Origin of the sequence: Bacillus sp. JJ1532, from assembly GCF_036965085.1 — a bacterium.
In the GTDB taxonomy this organism is placed as follows: Bacteria; Bacillota; Bacilli; order Bacillales; family Cytobacillaceae; genus Cytobacillus.
Genome location: NZ_JBALOW010000078.1, coordinates 1 through 25,234, shown reverse-complemented (window position 1 = coordinate 25,234; position 25,234 = coordinate 1). Strand labels below are relative to the sequence as shown.

28 protein-coding genes are annotated in these 25,234 nt (G+C 37.9%); 22 read left to right on the top strand and 6 right to left on the bottom strand.

The window, feature by feature from the left end; all coding sequences use genetic code 11:
* Window positions 1–258, top strand: a 258-nt coding sequence (locus V7122_RS21360) for a hypothetical protein (protein WP_335528952.1), incomplete at its 5' end; no start/stop codon positions are given.
* Between the two features lie 55 nt (window positions 259–313).
* Here V7122_RS21360 and V7122_RS21355 read toward each other — a convergent pair.
* Entirely contained in the window at window positions 314–868 is a 555-nt protein-coding gene (locus tag V7122_RS21355; RefSeq protein WP_335528949.1) for a hypothetical protein, read from the bottom strand.
* A gap of 187 nt (window positions 869–1,055) precedes the next feature.
* Between V7122_RS21355 and V7122_RS21350 the strand changes: the two genes are divergently transcribed.
* From V7122_RS21350 to V7122_RS21325, 6 genes are all read left to right on the top strand, one after another.
* Window positions 1,056–1,472 carry a hypothetical protein gene (locus V7122_RS21350; protein WP_335355218.1) on the top strand — a complete coding sequence of 139 codons (417 nt, stop codon included), beginning with the start codon at window positions 1,056–1,058 and terminating at the stop codon, window positions 1,470–1,472.
* A 2-nt stretch (window positions 1,473–1,474) separates the two neighbouring features.
* The gene (locus V7122_RS21345; protein WP_335528937.1) at window positions 1,475–2,704 is read left to right on the top strand and encodes an MFS transporter; all 1,230 of its coding nucleotides are present in this window, start codon (window positions 1,475–1,477) and stop codon (window positions 2,702–2,704) included.
* 139 nt (window positions 2,705–2,843) lie between these two features.
* The gene (locus V7122_RS21340) at window positions 2,844–3,545 is read left to right on the top strand and encodes an MBL fold metallo-hydrolase (RefSeq protein ID WP_335528935.1); all 702 of its coding nucleotides are present in this window, start codon (window positions 2,844–2,846) and stop codon (window positions 3,543–3,545) included.
* A 25-nt stretch (window positions 3,546–3,570) separates the two neighbouring features.
* Window positions 3,571–4,173 (top strand): TetR/AcrR family transcriptional regulator, encoded by a 603-nt coding sequence (locus V7122_RS21335; protein ID WP_335528933.1) that lies wholly within the window; start codon window positions 3,571–3,573, stop codon window positions 4,171–4,173.
* Window positions 4,154–4,498, top strand: coding sequence for a YrdB family protein (locus tag V7122_RS21330; protein WP_335528931.1), 345 nt, complete (start codon window positions 4,154–4,156; stop codon window positions 4,496–4,498). Before V7122_RS21335 ends, V7122_RS21330 begins: the two co-directional genes overlap by 20 nt.
* Before the next feature lie 61 nt (window positions 4,499–4,559).
* The gene (locus V7122_RS21325; protein ID WP_335528928.1) at window positions 4,560–5,231 is read left to right on the top strand and encodes a YdeI/OmpD-associated family protein; all 672 of its coding nucleotides are present in this window, start codon (window positions 4,560–4,562) and stop codon (window positions 5,229–5,231) included.
* 88 nt (window positions 5,232–5,319) lie between these two features.
* Here V7122_RS21325 and V7122_RS21320 read toward each other — a convergent pair whose 3' ends face one another.
* Window positions 5,320–7,260 carry an endonuclease MutS2 gene (locus tag V7122_RS21320; RefSeq protein ID WP_335528925.1) on the bottom strand — a complete coding sequence of 647 codons (1,941 nt, stop codon included), beginning with the start codon at window positions 7,258–7,260 and terminating at the stop codon, window positions 5,320–5,322.
* A 583-nt stretch (window positions 7,261–7,843) separates the two neighbouring features.
* On the opposite strand from V7122_RS21320, the gene V7122_RS21315 reads away from it, so the two are divergent.
* Window positions 7,844–8,821, top strand: coding sequence for a quinone oxidoreductase family protein (locus V7122_RS21315; protein ID WP_335528923.1), 978 nt, complete (start codon window positions 7,844–7,846; stop codon window positions 8,819–8,821).
* Between the two features lie 110 nt (window positions 8,822–8,931).
* On the opposite strand, the gene V7122_RS21310 is transcribed toward V7122_RS21315, so the two are convergent.
* Complete coding sequence (locus tag V7122_RS21310; protein ID WP_335528922.1) at window positions 8,932–9,618, bottom strand: DUF3600 domain-containing protein; 687 nt, start codon at window positions 9,616–9,618, stop codon at window positions 8,932–8,934.
* Complete coding sequence (locus V7122_RS21305; RefSeq protein WP_335528919.1) at window positions 9,608–10,189, bottom strand: sigma-70 family RNA polymerase sigma factor; 582 nt, start codon at window positions 10,187–10,189, stop codon at window positions 9,608–9,610. The genes V7122_RS21310 and V7122_RS21305 overlap by 11 nt, the downstream gene beginning before the upstream one ends.
* 202 nt (window positions 10,190–10,391) lie before the next feature.
* Between V7122_RS21305 and V7122_RS21300 the strand changes: the two genes are divergently transcribed.
* Both V7122_RS21300 and V7122_RS21295 read left to right on the top strand, forming a co-directional pair.
* Window positions 10,392–10,922: a GNAT family N-acetyltransferase gene (locus V7122_RS21300; RefSeq protein ID WP_335528917.1), complete on the top strand. Its 531-nt coding sequence runs from the start codon at window positions 10,392–10,394 to the stop codon at window positions 10,920–10,922.
* Between the two features lie 28 nt (window positions 10,923–10,950).
* Entirely contained in the window at window positions 10,951–12,072 is a 1,122-nt protein-coding gene (locus V7122_RS21295) for a metallophosphoesterase (RefSeq protein WP_335528915.1), read from the top strand.
* 38 nt (window positions 12,073–12,110) lie between these two features.
* Here V7122_RS21295 and V7122_RS21290 read toward each other — a convergent pair whose 3' ends face one another.
* Window positions 12,111–12,584, bottom strand: a complete 474-nt coding sequence (locus V7122_RS21290) for a DinB family protein (protein ID WP_335528913.1) — start codon at window positions 12,582–12,584, stop codon at window positions 12,111–12,113.
* Between the two features lie 135 nt (window positions 12,585–12,719).
* On the opposite strand from V7122_RS21290, the gene V7122_RS21285 reads away from it, so the two are divergent.
* From V7122_RS21285 to V7122_RS21275, 3 genes are all read left to right on the top strand, one after another.
* Window positions 12,720–13,676: a D-2-hydroxyacid dehydrogenase gene (locus V7122_RS21285; protein WP_335347080.1), complete on the top strand. Its 957-nt coding sequence runs from the start codon at window positions 12,720–12,722 to the stop codon at window positions 13,674–13,676.
* 67 nt (window positions 13,677–13,743) lie between these two features.
* Window positions 13,744–13,896: a hypothetical protein gene (locus V7122_RS21280; protein ID WP_335347079.1), complete on the top strand. Its 153-nt coding sequence runs from the start codon at window positions 13,744–13,746 to the stop codon at window positions 13,894–13,896.
* 266 nt (window positions 13,897–14,162) lie between these two features.
* Window positions 14,163–14,294, top strand: a complete 132-nt coding sequence (locus V7122_RS21275; protein ID WP_335347078.1) for a hypothetical protein — start codon at window positions 14,163–14,165, stop codon at window positions 14,292–14,294.
* A 264-nt stretch (window positions 14,295–14,558) separates the two neighbouring features.
* Here V7122_RS21275 and V7122_RS21270 read toward each other — a convergent pair whose 3' ends face one another.
* Window positions 14,559–15,932 carry an amino acid permease gene (locus V7122_RS21270; protein WP_335347077.1) on the bottom strand — a complete coding sequence of 458 codons (1,374 nt, stop codon included), beginning with the start codon at window positions 15,930–15,932 and terminating at the stop codon, window positions 14,559–14,561.
* A 436-nt stretch (window positions 15,933–16,368) separates the two neighbouring features.
* Here V7122_RS21270 and V7122_RS21265 point away from each other — a divergent pair, with 436 nt between their 5' ends.
* The 9 genes from V7122_RS21265 to V7122_RS21225 all read left to right on the top strand — a co-directional run bounded on the left by V7122_RS21265 (window position 16,369) and on the right by V7122_RS21225 (window position 24,832).
* A complete protein-coding gene (locus tag V7122_RS21265) occupies window positions 16,369–18,099 on the top strand; it encodes an L-lactate permease (protein ID WP_335528909.1) in 1,731 nt (576 codons plus the stop codon).
* 150 nt (window positions 18,100–18,249) lie between these two features.
* Window positions 18,250–18,558 (top strand): DUF3221 domain-containing protein, encoded by a 309-nt coding sequence (locus tag V7122_RS21260; RefSeq protein ID WP_335528906.1) that lies wholly within the window; start codon window positions 18,250–18,252, stop codon window positions 18,556–18,558.
* 18 nt (window positions 18,559–18,576) lie between these two features.
* Window positions 18,577–19,164 (top strand): VanZ family protein, encoded by a 588-nt coding sequence (locus tag V7122_RS21255; RefSeq protein ID WP_335347074.1) that lies wholly within the window; start codon window positions 18,577–18,579, stop codon window positions 19,162–19,164.
* Window positions 19,165–19,403: 239 nt separating this feature from the next.
* Complete coding sequence (locus V7122_RS21250) at window positions 19,404–20,189, top strand: ABC transporter ATP-binding protein (RefSeq protein ID WP_335347073.1); 786 nt, start codon at window positions 19,404–19,406, stop codon at window positions 20,187–20,189.
* 110 nt (window positions 20,190–20,299) lie between these two features.
* Window positions 20,300–21,268 (top strand): ABC transporter substrate-binding protein, encoded by a 969-nt coding sequence (locus V7122_RS21245; RefSeq protein WP_335347072.1) that lies wholly within the window; start codon window positions 20,300–20,302, stop codon window positions 21,266–21,268.
* 4 nt (window positions 21,269–21,272) lie between these two features.
* Window positions 21,273–22,037 carry an ABC transporter permease gene (locus V7122_RS21240; protein ID WP_335347071.1) on the top strand — a complete coding sequence of 255 codons (765 nt, stop codon included), beginning with the start codon at window positions 21,273–21,275 and terminating at the stop codon, window positions 22,035–22,037.
* Between the two features lie 102 nt (window positions 22,038–22,139).
* Window positions 22,140–22,664: a DUF4242 domain-containing protein gene (locus tag V7122_RS21235; RefSeq protein ID WP_335347070.1), complete on the top strand. Its 525-nt coding sequence runs from the start codon at window positions 22,140–22,142 to the stop codon at window positions 22,662–22,664.
* Window positions 22,665–22,774: 110 nt separating this feature from the next.
* Window positions 22,775–23,830 carry an acyl-CoA dehydrogenase gene (locus V7122_RS21230; RefSeq protein WP_335347069.1) on the top strand — a complete coding sequence of 352 codons (1,056 nt, stop codon included), beginning with the start codon at window positions 22,775–22,777 and terminating at the stop codon, window positions 23,828–23,830.
* A 213-nt stretch (window positions 23,831–24,043) separates the two neighbouring features.
* Window positions 24,044–24,832: a LysM peptidoglycan-binding domain-containing protein gene (locus tag V7122_RS21225; RefSeq protein WP_335485442.1), complete on the top strand. Its 789-nt coding sequence runs from the start codon at window positions 24,044–24,046 to the stop codon at window positions 24,830–24,832.
* Window positions 24,833–25,234 lie beyond the last annotated feature (402 nt).

Sequence of the window (25,234 nt, the reverse complement as noted above, 5' to 3'; positions counted from 1 at the left end):
AGCAGAGAGTCTGGACGGACATTTCACCGAGAAATGGGTTTGAAAAGTCCAAGCAGAGAGTCTGGACGGACATTTCACCGAGAAATGAGTTTGAAAAGTCCAAGCAGAGAGTCTGGATGGACATTTCATCGAGAAATGAGTTTAAAAAGTCCAAGCAGAGAGTCTGGACGGACATTTCATCGAGAAATGGGGTTTGAAAAGCCCAAGCAAAGTAAAAAGGTTAAGCAACTTATCAACTGGATTAACAATGTCCTTTAGTCTTTCTAATTAGAAAGAACCTCAGCACAGTCCTCGAAAGTTTAAGTAGAGGTTCTTATTCGTCGCTCTCAATACTTACATTAACTTCTTTTAACCGGTCAGTTACTAGAGGGACGACCATTTGGAAATATTCATTTGCCTTAAACCTCAATTGATTTCCGTCTATAAATAAGAATTCATATTCAGGAAAATCCCCTTTCTCTCCCTTATAATAAATCACTTTTTCCACCTCGCTCCATGAATAGGAAAGGTCCTGTTTAGAAAAGAGAGTTCTGTATGATAGGCCATCATCTGAAATTAATTTAAAAGATTGGGATGCCGTCCAAAAGGGAATGACACTCAAGCAGACAAATGCGATGCTTAATATAATCGAAAACTTTCTGATATCGAATATGGAAATAATCATTGCAGCAATAACTAATAAAAACAACCCGATCCCATAGACAATGTAATTTTCTCCGGGTACAAAAACAACCTGGTAAATTCCTTTCGTGTAATATACACTATCTGCTATTGTCTGCGGGGCAAAGATGAGGAGAAAAGGAGTTGAAACAGCAATACATATTCCAATGGCCAAAAAAACATGCTTAGGCTGATAATTTTTTTCCAATTCATATCCTCCTTAAGATAATTAACCTTTTAATAGGGTCTTTCCATTTATCATTAATATCCATTTTAGTGAATTGTACAATATTTTCAATCTCGTAATAATGATGACCAGTCAACGTTTAATCTGAATTTGTTAAGTGGAACCATTTTCTAAAACTCCCGTCTAAATGTAAGGAGGGATAAATACAATGAAAAAACTAAAAAGTTGGTGGATTCTTTTTCTCATTATGCTCACTGGTTGTTCCGGACAAGAAGAACTATTAACAAGAATTGATGTTCAAAAAGTGAATGAAGAAGGAATGTACGAAGATGAAATCATTATTTCAGATAAAGAAACGATAAATCTACTAAGGAATTCTTTTGAAAAAGTGAAATGGGAACCTAACACAAAAGCTGAAATGTCGAGGAAAGAGGATGTATTGGCTACCTTATTCTACACTTTTGATGAGAATATGCCTGAAAGACTCTATGAATATAGAATTTGGTTTAACTCTAATGAAACTTCCACCATTATCAGTAATAATGAAAAAGAAGGTTATGGAACCTTGGATGAAGAAAACACAAAAGTAATCAAAAAAGCTTTTTCAATGTCATCGGAGGATTAGAGTTGAATCGTTCATTTTACGCTCTATTAATCAGCCAAACCTCCACGAATTTGGGGTTTGCTTTATATACAATGGTCGTTGTGCTGCATCTTTACAATGAAACCGGCTCGACCACAATATCGGCGATGGTCACATTAATAAGTGTATTATCCCGAATGGTAAGCGGAATATTTTTGCCCTCCGTATCGGATCGATTTCAGCTGAATCAGTTGTTGATATTTTCTCAGATTGCACAAGTGATGCTGTTATCTGTACTGTTTATTCTTTTTCAACAATCGCTTGATACGGTTATTATTATATTTATATTTAGTTTATTAGCAGTCATCTCGTTTTTTAATGGATTTTTTTCTCCTGTTAAAAGCACGATTGTTAAGGCTGTTGTTCCTGAGCATTCTAGGGTTAAAGCAAATAGTCTATTATCAAGTGTGGATCAAACCTTTTTATTTTCTGGCTGGACCTTTGGAGGGGTGCTGCTTGCATTCCTTGGAAAACAAACCACTCTTGTGATTACTATCTGTTTTCTAGCGGTTTCCGTAGTCAGCTTATTTTTTATAAAAATGAACCGGTCAACCAGCATAGTTACTGCAGAAGGAATGATCAGCAGGTTAACCTCTGGGTGGAAGTACCTTTTCCAGCACGAAGGATTGCGGGTCATCGTGATCATGGATGTAATGGAAACATTGGTCGGATCTATCTGGATAGGAGCTGTCACACTCACTTTCGCAAAAGAGGCACTCGGAAAAGGAGAAGCCTGGTGGGGCTATATCAATGGCGGCTATTATTTTGGAGCGATTTTAGGCGGGTTTCTTGTCTTCCGATTTTCAAAATTCTTAAAGGGTCGCTTAACGATACTCATGTTGATCGGTTCAGCTGCTTTTGGTTTATTGACCTTTTCATATGGCTTCGTAGGCCATGCATATCTTGCTGTGCTTTTAGTCATTTTAATGGGCCCTTCCTTTCAAGTTAGAGATTTGGCGCAAGAAACGATGTTCCAAAATAGTACAGACGAAAAGACGCTTACTCGGATTCTTGCTGCTAAAGCTACATTGGTACAATTGATCTTCATTTTTTCAATTATTGGCATTGGGGCTTTGACTGACCTGATTGGCGTCCGGCTCGTTTATATTCTGTCCGGCGGTTTAATGCTTCTTTCCTCTCTATATGGATTCGTCCATCTTTATTTGCATGGAAAAGGGTTATCATTGGAGGGGGAAGCGAGGGAAATGACATAGTATTATTTTGAAAAGACGACATTCGCTAAGTAAAGTGGGTGTCGTCTTTTTCAAAGCTATTTTACAATAATGTTGCATTTAACTAATCTGATTAGTTAAAATGATAATATAATTAGTTGCTTTGAGAGGATACGAAAATATGAAAATAACAAAAATGCATTCCGTTTATCAATTAGCTTTTATGCCACGGTTATTCCCTGTAAATTGTTATTTAGTTGAAGAGGAGACTAGTCTCACTCTTATTGATGCCGCTATGCCATACAGTGCAAAAAGCATTATCCAGTCGGCAAGGAAGATTGGAAAGCCTATCACAAATATCATTATTACTCATGCCCATGCTGATCATGTAGGTGCATTAGACATACTAAAAGAGATTTTGCCAGAAGCACAAGTAAGCATTTCTTCCAGGGACTCACACCTATTAAGAGGAGATACTACAATCCATCCTGATGAAAAAAATTCCCCGATACGCGGAGGGGTTCCGAAAAATATTAAAACCCGCCCTGATAATTTGCTTCATGAAGGGGAACGGATTGGTTCATTAGAGGTTATCCATTCGCCCGGCCATACACCAGGCTCTATCTCTCTTCTAGATACGAGGAATCGAAGTTTAATAGTTGGGGATGCATTCCAAACTAGAGGCGGGATCGCTGTTTCTGGAGTGGTGAAGCCATTATTTCCTTTTCCGGCATTAGCCACTTGGGATAAAGAAACCGCGCTTATAAGTGCTAGAAAATTAGTCAGCTGCCAACCGAGTTTGCTTGCTGCCGGACATGGGAAAATGATTGATCATCCAATTGAATTGATGAAAAAGGCTATTGATCATGCAGAAATGAAATAAGCGCAAGAGAATAGAGGTAATGAAGATGACACGTCGTACGAAAATAGATTTAGCTGTAATTTTACTTAAAGCAACACAATTAATTGATGAACATGGCTTAGACCAGCTTTCTCTTGGTGTGCTGGCTGAGGAACTGCAAATTCGCCCTCCGTCCTTATACAACCATGTGAACGGATTAAATGAATTGAAGCAAAAGCTAGCCATTCATGGATTGAGAAAGCTATATGAGACGATGCTTCAAGCTGCTGCGGGACGTTCGGGTGATGATGCCATTAAAGCCCTAAGTGAAGCATATATTCAGTTTGTAAGAAATCATCCTGGACTTTATGAGGCAACTTCGAGATTTCCTGATCCTGAAGATAAGGAATTACAGGAAGCGCAGGAGTCCATTGTCCGTCTTGCTGTCCAAGTACTGCAAGTGTATAGCCTGGAGGAAGAACAAGCTATTCATATGGTCAGGGGGTTCAGAAGTATTTTGCATGGTTTTGCCTCGATTGAACAAATGGGTGGCTTTGGGCTGCCCTATGATACGGATAAAAGTTTGTCAATTCTCATAAATACATTCATTAAAGGTCTTCATTCTTATGAAAATGAGAAGGTGAATAGTGATGCTTTTAGAGAGTATTAAGGTAGTGAACATCATCCTTCGTTTTTTGCTGGAGCTTTTTGGCCTGTCTGTTTATGGATATTGGGGATATAAAATGGGGACGACATCCATTATGAGATGGGGGCTTGCGGCTGGAATTCCTATTATGATTGCGCTTGTTTGGGGTTTATTCGGATCGCCAAAAGCAACCTTTCAGCTTTCAGGAATCTCTCATTTATTGCTCGAAATAGGCATCTTTCTTATCCCTGTCGTATTGCTGATTAGTCTCGGGAAGGTTCAATTAGCTTGGGTTTATGGGATTATAGTGGTTGTGAACCGTATTTTAATGTATCTTTGGGAGCAATGATAGATATTTGATTCGGGATTATGTGATTTGTTAAAGTAGGAATAGAGGCAGGTGGACAAAATTGGCTAAAACAATTGTTGAAAAACTAAATCTAACAAAATATAAAAAAGCTGCGGTTTTGGGAATGCCTGAGGGTACAGATTATCTAGCAGAATTAACAGATTATGATACAGAACTGACGAATAGTCCGTATGATCTTATTTTTGCCTTCGTGTTAGATATGGAGTCTTTAAAGGGCCTTGTAGACAGGGTGATTGAGAAAAATGATTTAACGGAAAATGGATATATCTTTTTGGCTTACCCCAAGAAGGGGAATAAAGTTTATCCTACCTTTATTCACCGCGATCATTTATTAGGCGGGTTAGGTGCAAATGAGGATGGTTACATCGGTGCAAGCAATCTTAAATTTGCCCGTATGGTAGGACTGGATGATGTCTTTACAGTTGTAGGCCTTAAAATTGATGCTAAAAGTAAAGGAAGCACTTCTACAAAACCAAGCCAATGTGTGGATGATTATATCGAAATGATTCCAAATGTGGAGAAAGACTTGCAGGATACACCAGATTTGCTTGCAATCTATCAATCGCTAACACCAGGGTATCGAAAGGATTGGGCCCGTTATGTGTATAGTGCCAAACAAGAGGCAACAAAAGCGAAACGGCGCGATGAAATGAAAATGATCCTTGCTGCTGGCTACAAAACTAGGGATTTGTATCGCAGAGATCATAAATAGGGGAATTAAGCTGGAAAAAAAGACGTTCATTAAGTAAATCTAACTTGATGAACGTCTTTTTTAGCTAACATATTTCTTGCCTCAAAAATCAATCCTCACTATCTAACCAAACACCCTCTACATGCTTTCTCTTTTGCTCCTTATTGATTTTCCGATATTCCTTTGTCTTGAAAATGATATCGAAGTCATAGTTTTCGGGATACAATTCACTTCCTTTTATATAAAGCTTTAACCGTTTATGATTAATTGTCCGCTTTTCTCCCTGTATTTGAACAACATAATCACCTTTCGAATCTGGTCCTTTATATATGATTCCCATCTCATTTGTTTCCGTTAATAAAACATTATCTCCTTGTTCAAATAGGGTAAAGCTTTCCGTACTTGAATCAAGGGATGGTTTTTTTGCAGTCCTTCTCGCATATTTATTAATGGCAATTTGCTTCTGGTAGCCTGGCCCTTTTAAAATAGCTGCATCTAATTCATCGCGATAGCTTCGATTATTTTTATAAGTAATTTGATGAGCCTTTTCGATCAATTCTGGGTGCATGCCAAGCTTGATCGCGATGTCGAAAGCCTGGCTGTTTCCGCTTTGTCCAAGAAGAAGCCTATAGGTTGGCCGCAATGTTTCAATATCAAATTCCATCATCCCATTCAGAAATCCGCTTGTTTTTTCCGCAAATTCCTTCATTTCATTGTAGTGGGTAGTGGCAAATAAAGTAGCACCCTTTTGGTAAAGCTGCTCGAGAATCACAATAGCCAATGCCATACCCTCACTTGGGTCTGTCCCTGAACCCAATTCATCAAGAAGGACAAGTGAGCGGTCATTTGTGACTCGCAGGATATCAATAATATTTACAAGCCTTGAACTGAATGTGCTTAAGTTCTGTTCAATGCTTTGCCCATCTCCAATATCAACGAAAATATGCTGAAATATAGCAATCTCGCTTCCAGGATTAGCTGGTATCGGCAAACCTGTTTGTGCCATCATGGTGAGCAGACCAACTGTTTTCAAGGTAACCGTCTTTCCACCGGTATTCGGCCCGGTTATGACTAAAGCGCGATGCTCTTCACCAAATTGAATGGAAAGTGGAACAGCTTTGTCGCCAAGCATCGGATGCCGAGCTTCTTTTAGGTTGATTACATAATCTTCATTTAATATAGGATTCGAACAGCCTGTTTTTCGGCTATACGCTGCCTTTGCAAATAGGACATCATAATGATGCATCGTTTCGATAGCAATTTTGATTATATGCTCATGCTGAAGCACCTTTTCCGTTAATTCATATAAAATCCTTTCCGTTTCCTGCTCTTCAGCCATACGCAAAAGCTCAATTTCTTCTTGAATAGAACCTAATTCAGAAGGCTCCATATATAAGGTTGAGCCTGATGCGGAAGAATCAAGAACGGTTCCTTGCACTTTGGAGCGATACTGTCTTTTCACAGAGATGGCAATCCGGGTATTCCTTTCAACGAGTAACGTATCCTGCAAATATGCTGCATACCTCTTTGATTTTACGAGCTGCTGGGCTTTCTCCTTCAGCTTATCTGTTTGGATCGAAAGCTGTCTTCTTAAATAAGCTAAATCGCTTGAAGCATGCTGGTCAACCTGCCCATGACGGATGCAACGGTTAATTTCCTCCTCTAGCTCCCGCACCTCACCAATCGATTCCGCATATAAACTTACATTCGGAGCTGCATAGTGCTTATCCTTCATGAATTGTTTTAGCTTCGAGCAATGCTGCAGGAACGAAAGAACGTACGTAAACTGATCAGCACGAATATAAATTCCTTTTCTCGCCTGTGTTAGATAGTGATCCATTTCATCCAGAGTATGAATAGGGACACTGCTGCTAATTTTGATAATTTCCTCTGCTTCAGCGATCTCTTTTAATGATAACTCCATTCGTCGTTTATCTAACAATGGACGTAATGCTTGAAGGGTGTTTTTCCCCCGATTCGTTTTCGCAAAACTTGCGATTTCGTTTAGAATTTCTTGATACCCCAATACATCAATGGTTTGCTGATTCATTTTGAATCCTCCTATTATGATCTTTTATTTAAACCATTTAAACTGCATAAAAAAAACCGCCATGAACAAAATCGCTCATGACGGTAAGAAGAAATGGAAACATGCAATGGCAAACTAAAATTGCGCGCAGCACAATAGGGATGGAAATGCCCTCATTTCCCTATCTTTGCACACAAAAAAGCTATGACCAAACATGCCATAGCGGGTTCACCAAATCTTCTATGCTATGATGCGTGTTCTTAACATCCCTCGAAAAAGCGCACACTTAAGAAACCAGTAAATTGACCGGTTTTTTGCTTTCTTCAAGGCCGTATGAAAATAACGGTTAGTTAAGAACATTCACACTCATAAAACAAACTCCTTTGAGTTTACATTTTTATACAAATTAAATATACCTTGAATGTGCTTGGGAGGTCAATACAAGAATGAAGATTCTAATATTGTTAATGTGTATGACCTTGAAATATTAGGATAAAAAGAGGAGTTTAGATTTTTGAATGGAATATTTTAATAATTCTAGAAAGTTATTATGAAGGATTTGAATGTGTCGAAACTTCAACAATAAAAAATAGGAGGGATCCATTTGAAAGCCATCTTTATTACCGAATTTGGAAATCCTGAAGTAATGAAATATGTCGATTCTGAAATTCCTCATATTAAGCCAACTCAGGTATTAATAAGAGTAGAAAAAACAAGCGTGAACTATGCGGATGTAAAGGCGAGATATGGGAAAAAGGGAAGTTGGAGCTCTCCGTTTATTCCTGGACTAGATGCGGCTGGTGTTATTGTAGAGATAGGATCTGAGGTACAGAACTTTCGAGTTGGACAGCGGGTTATTGCATTTCCAGCCGAAGGATCCTATGCGGAATACGTGGTTTCAGAAGAGAAGCTTACTTATGAGATTCCGGATAACATCGATTTTGCTACGGCTGCTGCTTGTCCAATTGTTTCTTTTCTTTCCTATAAAATGCTTCAGGATATAGCAAAAATTGAACAAGGGGAAACAGTACTTATCCATTCGGCGGCTGGCGGGGTTGGAACAACGGCTATTCAAATGGCAAAGCTTTTAGGTGCAAGCAAAGTAATTGGAACAGTTGGAGATGAAAAGAAAGCATCGGTTGCTATTAAGGCAGGTGCAGATCATGTCATTAGTTATAACAAAGAAAACTTTGCAGACCGGGTGAATGAGTTTACAGATGGGCAGGGGGTTAATATTGTTTTAGATTCTGTTGCTGGGGTGGTCACTGAAAAAAGTCTACTCTGTTTAGCGCCGTATGGCCGGTTGGTCCAATTTGGTAATTCTAGCGGAACTGCAGGCATATTTAATACAAGTGATTTGCATGCAAGTTGCCGATCAGTACTCGGATTCAGTTTAGGCACAACGAGAAGGCTCCGGCCAGAATCGTTGCAGCATACTGCTAAACAAGTTTTACAATACATAAGCGAAGGAAAACTTAAATTTGAAATCGGTCATCGCTTTCCTTTAGAAGAAGCCGTTCAAGCTCACAAGCTTATTGAGAGCAGGAAAAGCATGGGGAAAATTTTATTGGATGTAAAATAAATTTGTAAAGTAAAAAATTCAAGAAAAATTAGGCTTGCTGCGCCACGTTGCCAATCAAATCCGAAGTTAACTTAAACACAAGAGCAGGAGTATTTCTCCTGCTTTTGTGTTTACTGAATTTGTTTTTCATCTACGTAGCTCATAAAATCCTTCGCTTTAATAAACTCCGCTTGAAGATCGGAAGGGATCATTTCGATATCGATTGGTCCTTCACTCGGATCGATATTACTTTTCACTAACACTTCCTCATAGGTCATAAGTGCTTCAATATAGGCTGTATACTCCTCAGAGGATAAGATTTCTTTACTTGATTTTAGTCCATTTAGTTTATCGAAGAAAGGCTGAACTCCCATTAATGCCTGTTTGATTTTATCTGCCTCTTCTGAAGGTAATTGAGAATAATCTATATTTCCATATGGATTGCCATATTGTAATTTCGATGACGTCACCACATTTAGCAATTCCTTAAAATCATTGTATTCTTCTGTGCTTAGTTCACCTTTAGCCTGTGATAACTTCGCACTTAAAAGCATGTATCCATTCATAGTGGCCTTAGAGATATGCTTCTTTAAGTTTTCGAAGGAACCGTAAATGTCATCAGCTAAAAAGGACTGGGAAGCAAAAACTCCGGTTGGGATGAGCAAGGTTGCTGCTAAAATGCCTGCAGCCAAACGTTTTCTCAATTTTCCGTTTGCAGTTTCGATGTTGCTTATGATTTTTGTTTTTAATTCTGATGGGGGCATAAATGAATTACCTTTTTCTTGTAGAGACTCTCTTAACTGATTTTCAATATTCATAAACATTCCTCGCATTCTCTAAAAGTTTTTTTCCTTTCTCATTGGCGCGCAATTTATTTAATGCCGCATTAATTCGTGACTTCACCGTTCCAAGCGGAATCTCTAAAATTCTTGCAACCTCGTCTTGAGAAAAATCGTTTAAATAACGAAGAATAATCACCTGTTGCAACTTATAAGGCAGCTGAGTAACTAATTCAACAAGCTCCTGATTGGTCAATTTATCAACAACTTCATTTGAGAAATCTAAGACTGCCGTCTGTTTTAATGCTTCTGCCTTTTTAATGATGCGCACATGCATCCATCTTTTTCGCCGATAGGACTGAATTTGTTTCATCACAATCCCCATATACCAAGATTTAAACGGCCTGTTGGTATCATATTTTTTCAAAGATTTGAAGAGCTGTATGTAAATTTCCTGAACCAAATCATCTACATCAGCTTTGTCCTCAATAAGGAAACGAGTCGTTTTATATATATCAGGGATTGTTCTTTCATAAAGCTCGTTGTACGCTTGCTTATCATCCGATAGAATCCGTTCGATTAATGGATGATGATAATTAGGGTCTGTCATTCAAATGAACACCTCCTTATTGTTTTCTACTATATATTGGTAAGATATTGAAGTTTCGTTCGATAATTATTAATAAATATTGTTATTTCTTTTAAAAATGATCGGTTGCATTATATAAGGATTATAAAGTAAGGATTGAGATAAAGGAAAAAGTAGGTAGTTTCCAGAATATAAATTCTATATACACAAATGGAGTGAGAGAATGTTTCCAATACTTGAAACAGAAAGATTGCTGCTACGAGAACTTGTTGAAGAAGATACACAAGGGGTTTTCAATTGTTTTTCCAATCCTGATGTCACACGTTTCTATGGACAAGATACTTTAACAAGCATGGAGCAGGCTAAAGAGTTTATCCGGTTTTTTGAACAAAATTTCAGTGAAAAACGTGGGATTAGATGGGGAATTCAGGTAAAAGACGGGGGAGAAGAAATCATTGGCACAATCGGGTTTAATCTCTGGTTACCTAAACATAAGAGGGCTGAGATTGGCTACGAGATCCATCCCAATCATTGGCGCAAGGGTTATGCGGCTGAAGTGGTTTCCAAAATTGTATCATATGGCTTTACTGAACTTGGATTAACACGAATTGGAGCAGTTGTTTTTATCGAAAATGACGCATCAAATGCACTTCTGACAAAGCTGGGATTTGAAAAAGAGGGCGTATTAAGAAATTATATGTATCAAAATGGAGTTCCCTACGATACGAACGTGTACTCTTTATTAAATGTATAAACAGGCACTCAGATAAGAGGAGATTCAAATGTTAAATGTTATCAATCTAAACTTAGACCCAAACCGAAGAGCTATTATTATTTCAGATGTACACGCTAATCTTTTGTTATTTAAAAGGCTGTTAGAGAAGGTTCATTACGATAATGACGATTACCTCTTTATAAATGGAGACCTTTGTGAAAAAGGAGAAAACAGTTTAGAGATCGTTCGCTACGTAAAGGAGATGACAGAGCAATCCTCGAATGTTTTTGTCACGAAAGGGAACTGCGATATTTTGCACCGTTATGTATTTATGGGGAATGAAAAAATTCTCAACTATATGAAGGCAAGAAAAAATTCTATCTTAAATGAAATGCTGGAGCAGGGGAAACAGTCTTTAACGCATTTTAATCAAATTCAGCAGCTTGCTCAATATTATGAAACTCATTTTAAAGAAGAACTGAACTGGCTGGAATCTTTGCCTGTGGCTATTGAAACAGAGAACTTCATTTTGATCCATGCTGGTATTGAGGACCGGGCCGATTGGGAAGAAACAGATGAAAACTTCGCTTTATCTGTCGATTCCTTTTTTGATAGAGGGCATCAGGCGAAGAAAACCGTCATAGTCGGACATTGGCCAGTCGTTAATTATCGTTTTCATTCCGAGAGCTCTAACAATCCAATAATTGATTTTGAGAAAAAGATCATTGCCATTGATGGTGGCAATCAGATTAAAAGGGATGGACAACTGAATGCCCTTATTTTCGAGAATAATCAATTTTCGTTCGAGTTTGTTGACGAGCTTCATGAGAAAAGGAAAGTTAAAAAAGACTACTTAGATCAGACAGGTCGTGTCGGAACAGTCACCTATCCCAATTATGAAATGAGTATTATTCACAGAGAACCTTACTTTACACTTTGCAGGAATATTAAACTTGGGGTTGAGCAATGGGTGAAAAATGAGTATTTAGTTGAAAATGATGAGGGTGTGTGCTGTAAAAATGATTTAAGCACAACATTTTTATCGGTCCGATATGGTGAAATTGTGAAGGTGCTCAATGCGGAAGTATCTGGTTATACATTAGTCAAAAAAAGGAACGGTTTGGTTGGATGGGTACCAATTGAAGTGGATGGAATGGAATTGCTGACAGGTGACTTCAAGGCAGAATAAAGCAGGAGAGTCATTTCTGCCTGCTTTATTCATACAATTCATTGCTTCATGGCTTTAATGCCCTTTTTTAAATCAATAATGGCTTGTAAGTGCATTCCTTCATGGAAGATGGTTCGAATTAAAACCTGTTCAATTGTTTGCATGCCTAATTCGGTTGGTTTATACTCAACCTCTAAACGATTGCCATATGCCTCTTTTATATCGGCAGGCTGAGATTTAAGCATCCGTTTTAAATCTCCCAAAGAAGGAGTTTCCGCACTAAAGTCAGCCGGAGACGTACCGAATCCAAACCACTTATTAAATTCATCGGGTACAACGGTTTTTTCCTTCGTGACCGCTTGAATCCAAAGATATTGATCAAGGAAAATATGTCCAAGATTCCAGCGAATATTATTGTTATAGCCCTTTGGAATGACTTCGGCTTCCTCTATTGTTACATTCTCCACTGCATCCAATATTTCATTTCGATAGCTTTCTAATTGTCGAAATAATACTTCATGACGTTGATTCATTTAATCTAGCCCCCTTTTTAATTTAAAAATTCGATGAGCACATGTTGTTTCCTGCAAATAATTATATTTTTTAGACAACTCTATGTAAAATAAGTGTAAGAATAAATACTATTTCTAATAGGGGAGGAATTTATCATGACATTCCAGCCGAACATTCTTGTTTTTACCCGTGATAAGGCAGAGGCCGAAGCTTATGCTGACTACATTCGTAATTTTGGATTTTCTTCAGTGAAGGCTGCTGCAACCTTTGAGGAAGTGGAAAGGTACTTGCCAGATACGGAGGTCATTTTGGGATGGAAGTTTCCCACTCAAGTCCTAAATCAGCCAATTGCATCAAATGTCCGCTGGTTTCAATCGATGGGGGCAGGGGTCAATGATTTGGTTGCAGACAAGACAATACCGAACAAAATCCAATTAACCCGTATCGTTGATCAATTCGGAACTTATATTTCAGAATATGTTTTTACATACCTTTTGAACATCGTGAAAGACGTCTCCCGTATGAACAAATCACAAGTGGAACGGAAATGGGATCCATTCATTTCGGAATCCTTGGCAAACAAAACCATCGGGGTGGCTGGACTCGGATCGATTGGGGCTGAAATTGTGCGCAAAGCTCGTGCCTTTGATATGAATGTACACGGATTAAGTTTTAGCGGAAAACAAGCTTCATTAGTGGACCGCCACTATACTCCAGAAAGCTGGGGTGAGTTTGTAAAAGACCTTGATTATTTGGTAACAATTCTTCCTTTAACAGAAGCCACACATCATATCATAGATCGTGACCTTCTACTAACGATGAAGCCGAATGCTTGCCTTGTCAACGTTGGCCGAGGAGCACTGATAAAAGAAGAGGATTTAGTTAACGTTATGCAATCAGGTCATCTTCGTGCCGCCATTCTCGATGTATTCGAGAAAGAGCCGTTGCCGAAGGACCATGCCTTCTGGTCAATGCCAAATGTGTACGTTACATCCCATCTATCAGGACCGAGTACCGTTAATGGAGTTTGCAGTTTTTTTGCAGCAAATCTAAAGCGATTTATAAATGAACAGCCTTTACATGGATTAGTAGACCGTGAGCAAGGGTATTAAAGCAAGATAGATGGGCACACTCTAAAATGAATTAAGTTATAAATAATCATTTTCAAGGAGTGTTAACGTGAAAAGGAAAATTCAGCAGGAAACTCCAGTGATTGCAGAAGGCATCGACACGGAAGATGAACTAATGGAAGACGCGACACCAAGTGAAGTAGCAAAAGGCGAGTATACAAAAGTTATCACAGTATCTTTAGATGAAAACGATCCAAGCTAGTGCTAACACCCTTAATCGCGGTGTTTCTTCAAGACCTAATTCAGGCCTATCAATTGATTGAAGAAGAAATACTGAAAGATATATACGACTGGCATGTTTGTATAGTGAGACAAAATCAAAAAAGCCCATTCCTTAAAAAGTTATTAGGGAATCGGCTTTTTTAAGTTGAAAATCTACTTAGCTTCATTTTTGTCATTTTATCTTTTGATGTATTATCCTTTAGCTATTGGACAATTTATAAATAATCACAAACTGGAGGGATATTATTGAAAAAAGAAGATGAAGAAATATCAGAAGGTTTAAATCAAATATTTGAAATCATTAATGCTAAAGGTGACACAGAAGAGTTAAATGAAAATGTTCAAACACCTGATAACCAATCAAATGAAAATAAATAATTTTTGAGGATTTTTTATCCTCTATTTTCAACCTTTTTACATCAATACTTTATTTTAACCTCTAGTTTTAGAAGTATCCTACTACGTTCGTAAAAAGAATCCTCCATTTATTTTTAAATCGCCATCCGTTCACTTCATACTCTTATATTCAACTTATTCTGCAGTGGTAGCAGTGTCAGTCACACCCGAAATTGTCGAAAGAATACACTAGTCTCGACATTTAATAATCAAAATTCAACATTTATCAAGGGGCCTGTCACTGCTTTATTGATTTAAGTGACTCTTCCTATAACCATACGTAAAGTAAATGACAAGACCGAGAATTAGCCAAACAGCGAAACCTTTCCATGTAAATGCTGAAAGCTGCAGCATTAAATAAACACAAAAGATCACTGCTAAAGCTGGAATAACAGGTACCCAGGGTGTTTTAAATCCACGTTTGAGATCTGGTCGCGTTTTACGAAGTACAGCAACACCAAGAGAAACAGCTGTGAAAGCAAATAATGTACCTATACTTGTCAGTTCAGCTAATTTATCAAGGGGAACTAGGCCGGCAAGAGTGGCAACCAATATTCCTGTTACCCAAGTGCTTTTTAAAGGAACTTTTGTTTTTGGATGAACAGCAGACAAAGCTTTTGGCAGAAGTCCATCTCTGCTAATTGAATAGAACAGACGTGATTGTCCAAACATCATGACGATTAAGACTGTCGTAATTCCAACAATGGCTCCAAGAGAAATAAAACCTGCTGCCCAATCTTGATTAATATATTGCAATCCAAAAGCTACTGGATCTTTCACATTTAGCAAATCAAACGGTACCATCCCAGTAAGAACTAAAGAGACGGCGATATACAAAATTGTACAAACTGCTAATGATGAAATAATCCCGATTGGAAGATTACGCTGAGGATTTTTTACTTCTTCGGCAGCAGTAGATACCGCGTCAAAGCCAAAGTAGGCGAACACGACAACTGCCGCTCCAGTAACGACTCCAGAAAATCCAAACGGCATAAACGGAGTCCAGTTATCCGGTTCAACGTACCAAGCCCCAATAATAATGAATAGAAGTACGACAGCCACCTTAACAACAACCATTGTGGCATTAAATTTAGCAGATTCTTTTACTCCTCTAGAAAGTAATAAAGTAACTAAAAGGACGATAATAACAGCTGGTAAATCGATGATTGTACCTTTTGAGGGATCAAAGGCGTAAGTTAAGGCTGTTGGTAAATGAATTCCAAATCCTGCTAATAACCCTTGGAAATACCCTGACCATCCACTTGCCACCGCGGAGGAGGCGAGTCCATATTCGAGAACTAAATCCCAACCTAAAATCCAAGCAAGTAATTCACCAAAAGCGACATAACTATATGTGTAAGCACTCCCGGATGCTGGAATCATCGAGGCAAATTCCGAATAGCATAATGCTGCAAATACACACGCTAAACCCGCAATAATAAAAGATAGGATTAAGGCAGGGCCAGCATATTTGGCTGCGGCAACTCCTGTCAAAACGAATACTCCTGTTCCAATTATAGCCCCAACCCCAAGCATGGTTAGATCTAGAGCCCCAAGTACCCTTTTGAGTGAATTGTTAGAAAGTTCATTGCCTATCGATTTTTTACGAAATAAATCCATGTTTTTCTCCTGTTATTCATGTCGATTTTTGTCGAAGTGACAAAATAATATTTAGGTGCTAATTTATTACTTGTAAAGATTGTAAATTTTAGAACGCGTAAAACAATCCTAATAAGGCCTAAAATTAAATTACTTTAATCTTTTTTCGCATAGGCATTTTAAGGATCCGGTTTAGAAACAGGATAAATGGGAAAATTCATTCCTCTAGGGATAGTATCTGCAGATATTCTTTATTTAAATCCTAATTTCTCACTTATGAAACTGAGAGATTGGGATTTTTTTTGCTGACTGATATACAATCCCAAGTATTAATTCGCTATGAACAAATGGGGGAACATTCCATAAATTCATAATTTTACTATTATTGGGACTAGTTGTACTAAAGGGAGATTACCCGTCATATACTTCGAATGAATATGATTAGGAGGGGATAAGTTTGGAGTTTCATCAACTGTATGATCCAATGGGGAATGCCTTTCTTTCTACACTATTAGCTGCAATCCCAATATTGACTTTGTTGTATTTGCTCGCATTGCATCCTCATAAGGATAAGCTGGGGAGAAGGCATTATGGAATTGCTGCACCAAAAGCAGCTCTCATTGCTGGGATCGTCACTGTTATAATGGCAATATGGTTAGTAGACATGCCTGTGTCTTCAACATTAGCAGCTTTTGGATATGGATCCTTCTTTGGCATGATGCCGATCGGCTGGATTATAGTTGCCGCAATGTTTTTGTATACGATTACATTGGTGACTGGTCAATTTGATATTGTAAAATTTTCTGTTTTAAATTTATCATCAGACAGACGCATTCAAACACTTCTCATCGCTTTTTCCTTCGGGGCTTTTATCGAAGGGGCGGCTGGTTTTGGTACTCCAGTAGCCATAGCTGGTGCGCTGATGGTAGGTCTTGGGTTTCGTCCTATAGTAGCAGCAATTCTTTGTTTAATCGCTAACACGGCCCCTGTTGCTTTCGGAGCTGTAGGGTCGCCGATTATTACCTTAGCAGCTGTGACTGGACTTCCTGAAATGGCCTTGTCTGCAATGGCTGGGCGCCAACTGCCTTTCTTCTCCGTTATTGTGCCATTCTGGCTGATTGCTACAATGGTTTTCATGCACAAAGGAAAGTGGAAGCAGGTAATGGAAATCTGGCCAGCAATCCTTGTTACGGGTGTTACTTTTGCAATTACCCAGTTTGCTGTTTCTAACTACGTTGGGCCGATGCTAGTTGATATTATTGGTGGTCTTGTCGCTATTTTTGCATTAATTCTACTTCTTAAAGTATGGCAGCCAAAAAATAAATTTTATTTGCCTGGTGAAGAGGAAGAAATGAAATCCCTAGAAAATCAGGAAACAAAGTATAGTTCAGGACAAGTGGCAAAGGCATGGGCTCCTTGGGCATTCCTTACACTTTTCGTATTCATGTGGGGACTGCCACAATGGAAGGGCTTCCTGAATTCTTTGAACTTCTTTGGTCTTAAGTCATTTTATAGTATTCCGGTGCCTTTTTTGGATCAGCTCGTATTCCGAAGTCCGCCACTTGCAAAGGAATCTATACCAGAAGCGGCGCTTTATAACTTAAACTGGCTATCCGCAGCAGGAACAGGCGTGTTTTTTGCCGCATTGCTAAGCGGTTTGTTCCTCCGAATGAGCAAAGAACAATGGAAACAGTCTGTCGTAAGAACTGCGCAAAGAATGAAAACCCCATTAATTACGATTGGATTGGTGTTAGGCTTAGGTTTTACAACGCGATATTCCGGCTTAGACGCCATCCTAGGATTAGCTTTTACTAAAACTGGTGTGTTATATCCGTTCTTTGCTGCCATGCTCGGTTGGCTTGGGGTATTTCTGACTGGCAGTGACACCTCTTCGAATGCATTATTTGGGAGTATGCAACGAATTACAGCTGACCAGCTAGGACTAGATCCGGTGCTAATCGCAGCCTCCAACTCAACCGGTGGGGTCATGGGGAAAATGATTGACGCTCAAAGCATAGTTGTAGCAACAGCAGCTTGTTATGAGAATCGAGTCGAAGGCGCAAATGCTGTAGGACCGATATTTCGGGCAGTCTTTTTCCACAGTTTAGCTTTAGCCGCATTAATGGGAATTTTAGTCATGCTGCAAGCATATGTATTCCCATGGATGATACCGGCGTATACTTTATAATTTACTAAAATTATATATCAGGTAATAACGGAGCTATCATAAGGCTTTATTGTTGTAAGAATGGACGTTTTTAAAAGACGTCCATTTTATTTTTTTGCCGAAACCTTTAACTGTACGGTACGTCTATTCACATATAGGAGATGGATACGAATGAAAAAATACATTGTACTATTATTATTCTCATTTATCTTATTTGGCTGTACTCAAAAGAGTGATGTGAAAGGCGAAGCTGATATGAAAGGGAGCATTCTTGAAATCGATAAAGATGCTAGGCGAATTTTAGTTGAAGATTATGAGAAGGGGTTAGTATGGGTTACATTGAATGAAACCGATAATATGAAAGAATTGCAAGTTTATCAAGAGGTTGCAATCTGGATTGAGGGTGCCATTGCTGAATCCTATCCGGGTCAAGCAAAAGCATTACATGTTGAAATCATTCGGCCAAAGGAAGTTGAATAAACCACCTGAGAGGTAATTATGAAAAAAGTTATTCTGCTTAGTGTTTTCATTTCTCAAGCCATATTTTTTATTCTCATTCCAGTATGGCTTGAACTAACAAACCATTTGCATCCACTTGCAGTTGGGATAGTTTGGTTTGTTATTTCTTTCTTAACTTTATTTATTGTTTGCTTGTTACTTAATGAAAGAGTCTATGTATCACAAAGTGTCCTCCATGGTCTTATATTTTTCTATACTATCGGACTGTTAATCCTATTATTTTTCCGGCCCAATGGGACAAATTATGGTGCGGTCAATATGATGCCTTTTATGACCATTCGCCTTTATTTATTTGGGAATGCTGATTTTTTAATTGCCTTTTATAATTTGAGCGCGAATATCGGGTTATTTATTCCATTTGGCGTGTATTACGGTTTTATAAAAAAGAGTGCCTCGATTAAACAGCTTTTATTTTTCACAATTTGTTTGATTAGTATAATAGAAGGACTGCAGTTTGTATCAAAAAGAGGGAGCTTAGATATTGACGACCTTCTATTAAATACAGTGGGTGTTTGTCTTGGCTATTACCTTCTCCCGCTTTTTCGTAAAGTCCTGTTAATTAAATAAATGATCACACATGGTTGTTCCAATTAATGATTTTGTCATTGGCGGGGCAACCATTTTTATTTTGTGCATTTTGATTTCTTGAACATACAAGAATGATAAAAGAAAATTTTATACTTTCAAAAAATTAAGTTGTCATTTTGAACAAAGTGTAATAGAATAACTTAAAATCATTAAACATAGTATTTATATAGGAATTAAATGAATTGACGATTTTTGTCTTTTTAAGGGGGATAGAGGGCTTGGTTGAACCGATTTTTATTCAAGTGGAAAATGTGAGCAAAGCCTTTAAGAATAAAGAGCAAACTGTACATGTTTTAAATAGTGTGACCTTTGGGATTAACAGAGGAGAGATGATCTCAATTTTGGGAGAAAGCGGATGTGGGAAGAGTACGTTGCTTAATATTATCGGGGGATTCGAAAAGCCCGATGAAGGAAAGGTTATCATCGATGGAAATCAAGTGGCCCAGCCAAATAGAAAATGTATTATGCTTTTTCAAAATTATGGTCTTTTACCATGGAGATCTGTTTTGAAAAATGTAGAGCTTGGGTTAGAAGGCGAGAAAATGGGGGTTAAGGAGCGGAAAGAGAGAGCACGCACATATTTGAACTTGGTCGGTTTAGGGGATAAAGTTGATCTATTTCCGCATGAGCTTTCAGGGGGAATGCAGCAAAGGGTTGCGATAGCACGAGCTCTTGCCAACCAGCCAGAATTGATTTTAATGGATGAGCCCTTTGCCGCTTTAGATACATTTAATCGCTATTATCTGCAGGATGAGCTTCTTCGAATTCAAGAGCAAGAGAAGACGACCATTATCCTTGTCACGCATGATATTGATGAAGCGATCTATTTATCAGACAGAGTGATTATGATGAAAGCTAATCCAGGTGAAATAAATAAAGAGTTAACGATAACTCTTTCAAAGCCTAGAGATCGAAGTCATGGGGACTTTCAGCAATATCGAAGGACAATATTTGAGGAATTCCACTTTAACCGACCTGCACCTTCAATTGAGTTTAATATTTAAATATTTTTTAGATAAGCTTTGTTAATAAATATAGTTTGTGATAGAAACCGCCCAATGCGTGCATTAGGCAAGTAATCAAAATATAGCTGTATATAAAGAGGAGGGATACGATGAAAAGTTATAAAAAGCTTTTATCCTTATTGATCATTTCAATGCTCGCGGTGAGCTTGGCTGCTTGTGGGTCTAACCCATCATCAGCAGGGAAATCCGCGAATGAAGAAAAGCGAGTAGTGAAAATTGGCTATTTGCCGATTACTCATGCGGTTCCTTTGTATTTAGAAAATGAACAGGATTCGTTTAAAAACTTTAAATTGGAGCTTGTTAAGTTTGGTTCATGGCCGGAGTTAATGGATGCCCTTAATACAGGCCGTATAGATGGTGCTTCTGTTCTTGTGACTCTTGCTTTGAAGGCGAAGGAGCAAGGAATTGATTTGAAAGCTGTGGCGCTTGGCCATAGAGATGGAAATGTATTAGTTGCAGCTAATGATATTAACAGTGTTGAGGATTTGAAAGGGAAGAACTTTGCAATCCCTCATAAGTTTTCTACTCATAATATATTGCTCTATCAAATGCTTAAACAGGCTGGGCTGAAATATGAAGATGTTAAGGCTGTTGAACTGCCACCTGCCGAAATGCCGGCAGCCCTATCGGAAGGGAGAGTTTCAGGATATGTAGTTGCTGAACCGTTTGGAGCAGTCTCGGTAGCTATTAAGAAAGGAAAGGTTCTTTATCAGGATACTGATATTTGGGAGGATTCAATTGACTGTGCACTAGTTTTAAGAAATGACTTTATTCAAAAGGAAAATGAAGTGGCTCAGGAATTTGTCAATGAGTATGTAAAAGCAGGCGAATTAGCTGAGAAAAAAGATGATCACACGCTGACAGCCTCTTCTAAATATATGAAGGTTGATAAAGAGGTGATGGATCTTTCATTCCAATGGATTTCTTACGATGATTTAAGAGTAAATAAAAGCAGCTATGATGAATTAACAAAAAGTTTAGTAGAAATGGGTTTATCAGAAAATCCGCCTTCCTATGAGGAGTTTGTCGATAATTCATTATTTGATAAGGCGAAGTGATGAAATGGGAAGTGTAAAAAAACTCTCAAATGTCATAGTTGGTTTTGTGCTTCTGATTGCTGCCTGGCAACTAACGATTAGTATCGGGAATTATGATGAAGCCCTACTGCCGCCGCCTCTTAAAGTGTGGGAGGGAATTGTGTCACTCATAAAGGACGGTTCATTCTTTGTCCACCTGCAGGTAAGCATGATGAGATTTTTAATTGGTTATTTATCGGCAGTTATTATTGCTGTTATTTTGGGGCTGATTTTTGGAAGGGTTTTAGCACTGTGGAATATCCTAGATCCAGTTGTACAGGTTTTAAGGCCAGTCTCACCAATAGCATGGTCGCCTTTTATTGTTTTGTGGTTCGGGATTGGTGATATTCCAGCCATCGTGATTATTTTCATTGCTGCATTCTTCCCTGTCTTACTATCAACCGTTTCAGCGGTAAGGAAAGTGGATCCAACTTATCTGAAAATTGCTCAGAATTTTGAAATAAGGAAATCGCATTTACTTATTAAAATTATTCTTCCCGCCGCATTTCCTTTCATAGCAAATGGCTTGCATATTGCCTTAGGAACTGCCTGGATATTCCTTGTTGCTGGTGAAATGGTGGGAGCTCAGTCAGGATTAGGCTACTTAATAGTGGATGCAAGAAATTCAATGAACTTAGATTTAGTGCTGGCCGGTATTATTTTTATTGGGGTTTGCGGACTTTTGCTTGATAAGGCAATTGGCTTATTTGAGAAATGGGTAGATAAGCAATGGGGAAGGGCGAACCAATAGCATAGTAAGAAAGTTAGCAGGTAAGTTTATCTAACTTAATAATATTTAGTGATTTACAGCTCATAATAAATTTTTTAACTATATCCTTGAGGAGGAAAAAACATGGCTCTATATCTTGTTGAATCTATTTTGAATGAGGCAGTAAAAACAAAGGAAGCTTTTGAGGCTAAAGTTTCTGAGGTACAGGAAACAGTTAGTGGAAAAAATACGAGTTTAATTGAAGTTCAAGTTTCAAAAGAGTTCTCAAGATCTTTCTTCATATTTGAAGGTGAAGACCGAAATGCGATTACTGATAGTTTAAGAGAACTAGGAATATCAGTTTCTCTTATTAAGCCAGTACGTCTAGTTGGTCAGGAATTGGCGAAGGTTAAGGAGCAGAAGGAAAAAGTAAATTATTTAGTCGAGTGGAATCTCCCGGAAAATTTGACTATGGAACAATATCTAGATAGGAAGACGACAAATTCCGTTCATTATGCAGAGGTTCCAGAGGTTTCTTTTTCCAGAACTTATGTATGTGAAGATATGACGAAATGCCTGTGCTTTTATGATGCACCGGATGAAGGAACAGTAAAAAAAGCGCGTGAAGCGGTTAAAGCTCCAATTGACACAATAACTGAGCTTTCATAAAAATGAAAGGAAAACCTCCTTTATGGAGGTTTTCTTAATAAGAAGATTAAATTGTATTAAAGGTGAAGTTCCTGCCTTGATTTTTCTAAAGAAAGGGGAAGGCTGCTTATATGAATTTTGAAAGTTTGCTGCAAACACAACTGAAACCGCTAGTCAGAAAGATAGATTCAGAAGCCTACTACCCAGAAGATTTCCTAAAGGCTATTGGCAAAGAGGGACTCCTTAGTTCGAAGGATTTGCCGAAGGGAGAAAGACTATCACGAGAAGTGTATTTGGTGAAAGAAACGGCTAAGGTATGTATGACGACAGCTTTTAATTTATGGTGTCATTTAGCTTCTTTAACTTATATCCGAAACACTGATAATCCATTTCTAAAACATGAAATTCTTCCTTGTCTTGAAAACGGGGAATTATTAGGCGGCACTGGCTTATCAAATCCGATGAAATATTATGCAGGTCTTGAGTCTTTACATTTGAAGGCAAAAAAGTCGCAAGATGGTTATTTCGTTTCTGGGAATTTACCTGCTGTTTCTAACTTAGGAAAAGACCATTGGTTTGGAATTATCGCTGAGGTAGACGAACACCAACGAATCATGGCTTTCGTCCCGTGCGCAGCGGAAGGATTAACTCTAAAGGAAAAACGAGAGTATATGGGGGTAAACGGAAGTGCCACCTATTCCTGTGCGTTTAATGATGTAAGGATACGAGAAGAGTGGATAATTGCTGAACGAGCAGATGAATTTATCCTTAATATTCGATCGGCTTTTGTTCTATATCAAATTCCTCTGGGATTAGGAGTGACGGAGACATCGATTAAGTCTATTCAAAAGGTTTGCAACAAGCAGGGTAGGTGTAATCAGTATTTAGATATCCAAACAGATGAACTTCAAATGAAATTAAATGAAATTACTGAAAAAACATTCCGAATTGCTGAAAGTCATAATCTTTCTGAGAAATGGAATGAGTTATTGCAGCTAAGGCTTGATACTGTAAATCTAACATTAAAATCCGTACACGCATGCATGCTTCATCAAGGTGGAGCGGGGTACTTGAAAAATAGTGATCCAGCAAGAAGGCTAAGAGAATCCTATTTCCTTGTTAATTTAACCCCAACAGTTAAGCATCTACAAAAGATGATTCAGAAGAACATCACTTACCCCCTTTAAATTTATTTAATAGAGGAAAATTTCAGTTATAAAACCGAGTAATCATATTCGAATTATAGAGCTCGGTATTGTGTGCTAAATTACCTACTATAGAAAAGAAAATGGGTTATGAGAAAAATATTGGTAATACGGTCAAAAAAACCCCCTGATGTTTCGAATTACTCTTGAGTAATTCGAATTTATTATAGAGAGAGATATGGGGGAAAAGAAACATTGAACACAATTTCAATTAAACGAAAGCAGAGAATTGCCGAAGTACGCAAGCAAAGAATAAAAGCTCGTAATAAAAAAGTGATCATAACTACAGCTGCTGGAGCAATTACAGCTATTATCTTATTAAACGGCAAAGCAGAAGCATATAGCTCAACTTATACAGTTAAACCAAAAGATAACTTATATAATCTTTCTAAAAAGTATCAAGTGAGTGTAGAGCAGTTAATGGAAGTAAATGGTCTAGTAACAGAAAAAATTACTGTAGGCCAACACCTTCTTTTACCTAATCAACACACAGAAGAAGCCTTTGTTTCATATAAAGTCCAAAAAGGGGATACGATATACTCTCTTGCTAAACAGTATGAAATATCTATAAATGATTTGAAAAAGAAAAATAATATGAGTTCTGACAAAATAATTGTTGGAGAAAAACTCTTATTGCCACTAGAAGCTAAAAGCGATGTAGAAAGTATCTATACGGCTGTACCTGGAGATACGTTATGGGGAATAGCTAAACGCTTTGGGGTGACAGCTAAAGAACTTGCTGGTGCAAATGGGCTTAGTAAGGAAATGGTTCTAATTGGACAGAAACTGAATATTCCTGGGTCTGTTCAATCTGCTAAAGTGGAAGTGGTTGGAGCTGCTGATAGTTTTACAGTAGAATTTACTGAACAAGGAAAACCTCTTGTTTTACAAGTGCCCTATGGAACAGCTTCAGATTATCAGAAGAAATCTGGTCAGAAAGTGCATGTTATCCATAAAAATGGATCAGTAATATCAATATATTAAAATATTGTGTGAAAAAGTATATGCCGCTCTTTTTAAGGAGAGCGGTTTTAAATTATTTACACTTTCTTGGATATAAGATGAAGGAACCGTTAGCTATAAGTCTCGTTTCAAATTCTTATGTAAGATATTGTTTTTTTTCTTTATAAAATAATTTTAATATAATTGTTGACACATAGAAAATATAATAGTAATATAAGGTTCTCGCTACGAAATACAGGCGAGGAGATAAAAAAAGAATTTATATATAACGTTTTAACTGTTGACAAATACAGATGAAATTGTTAATATAAAATTCTGTCGCAAACGCGATGAAAAATTATTTTAAAAAAGTGTTTGACATTGTAAAGATAAACTGATATAGTATTATCTTGTCAGCAACATTAGTTCTTTGAAAACTGAACG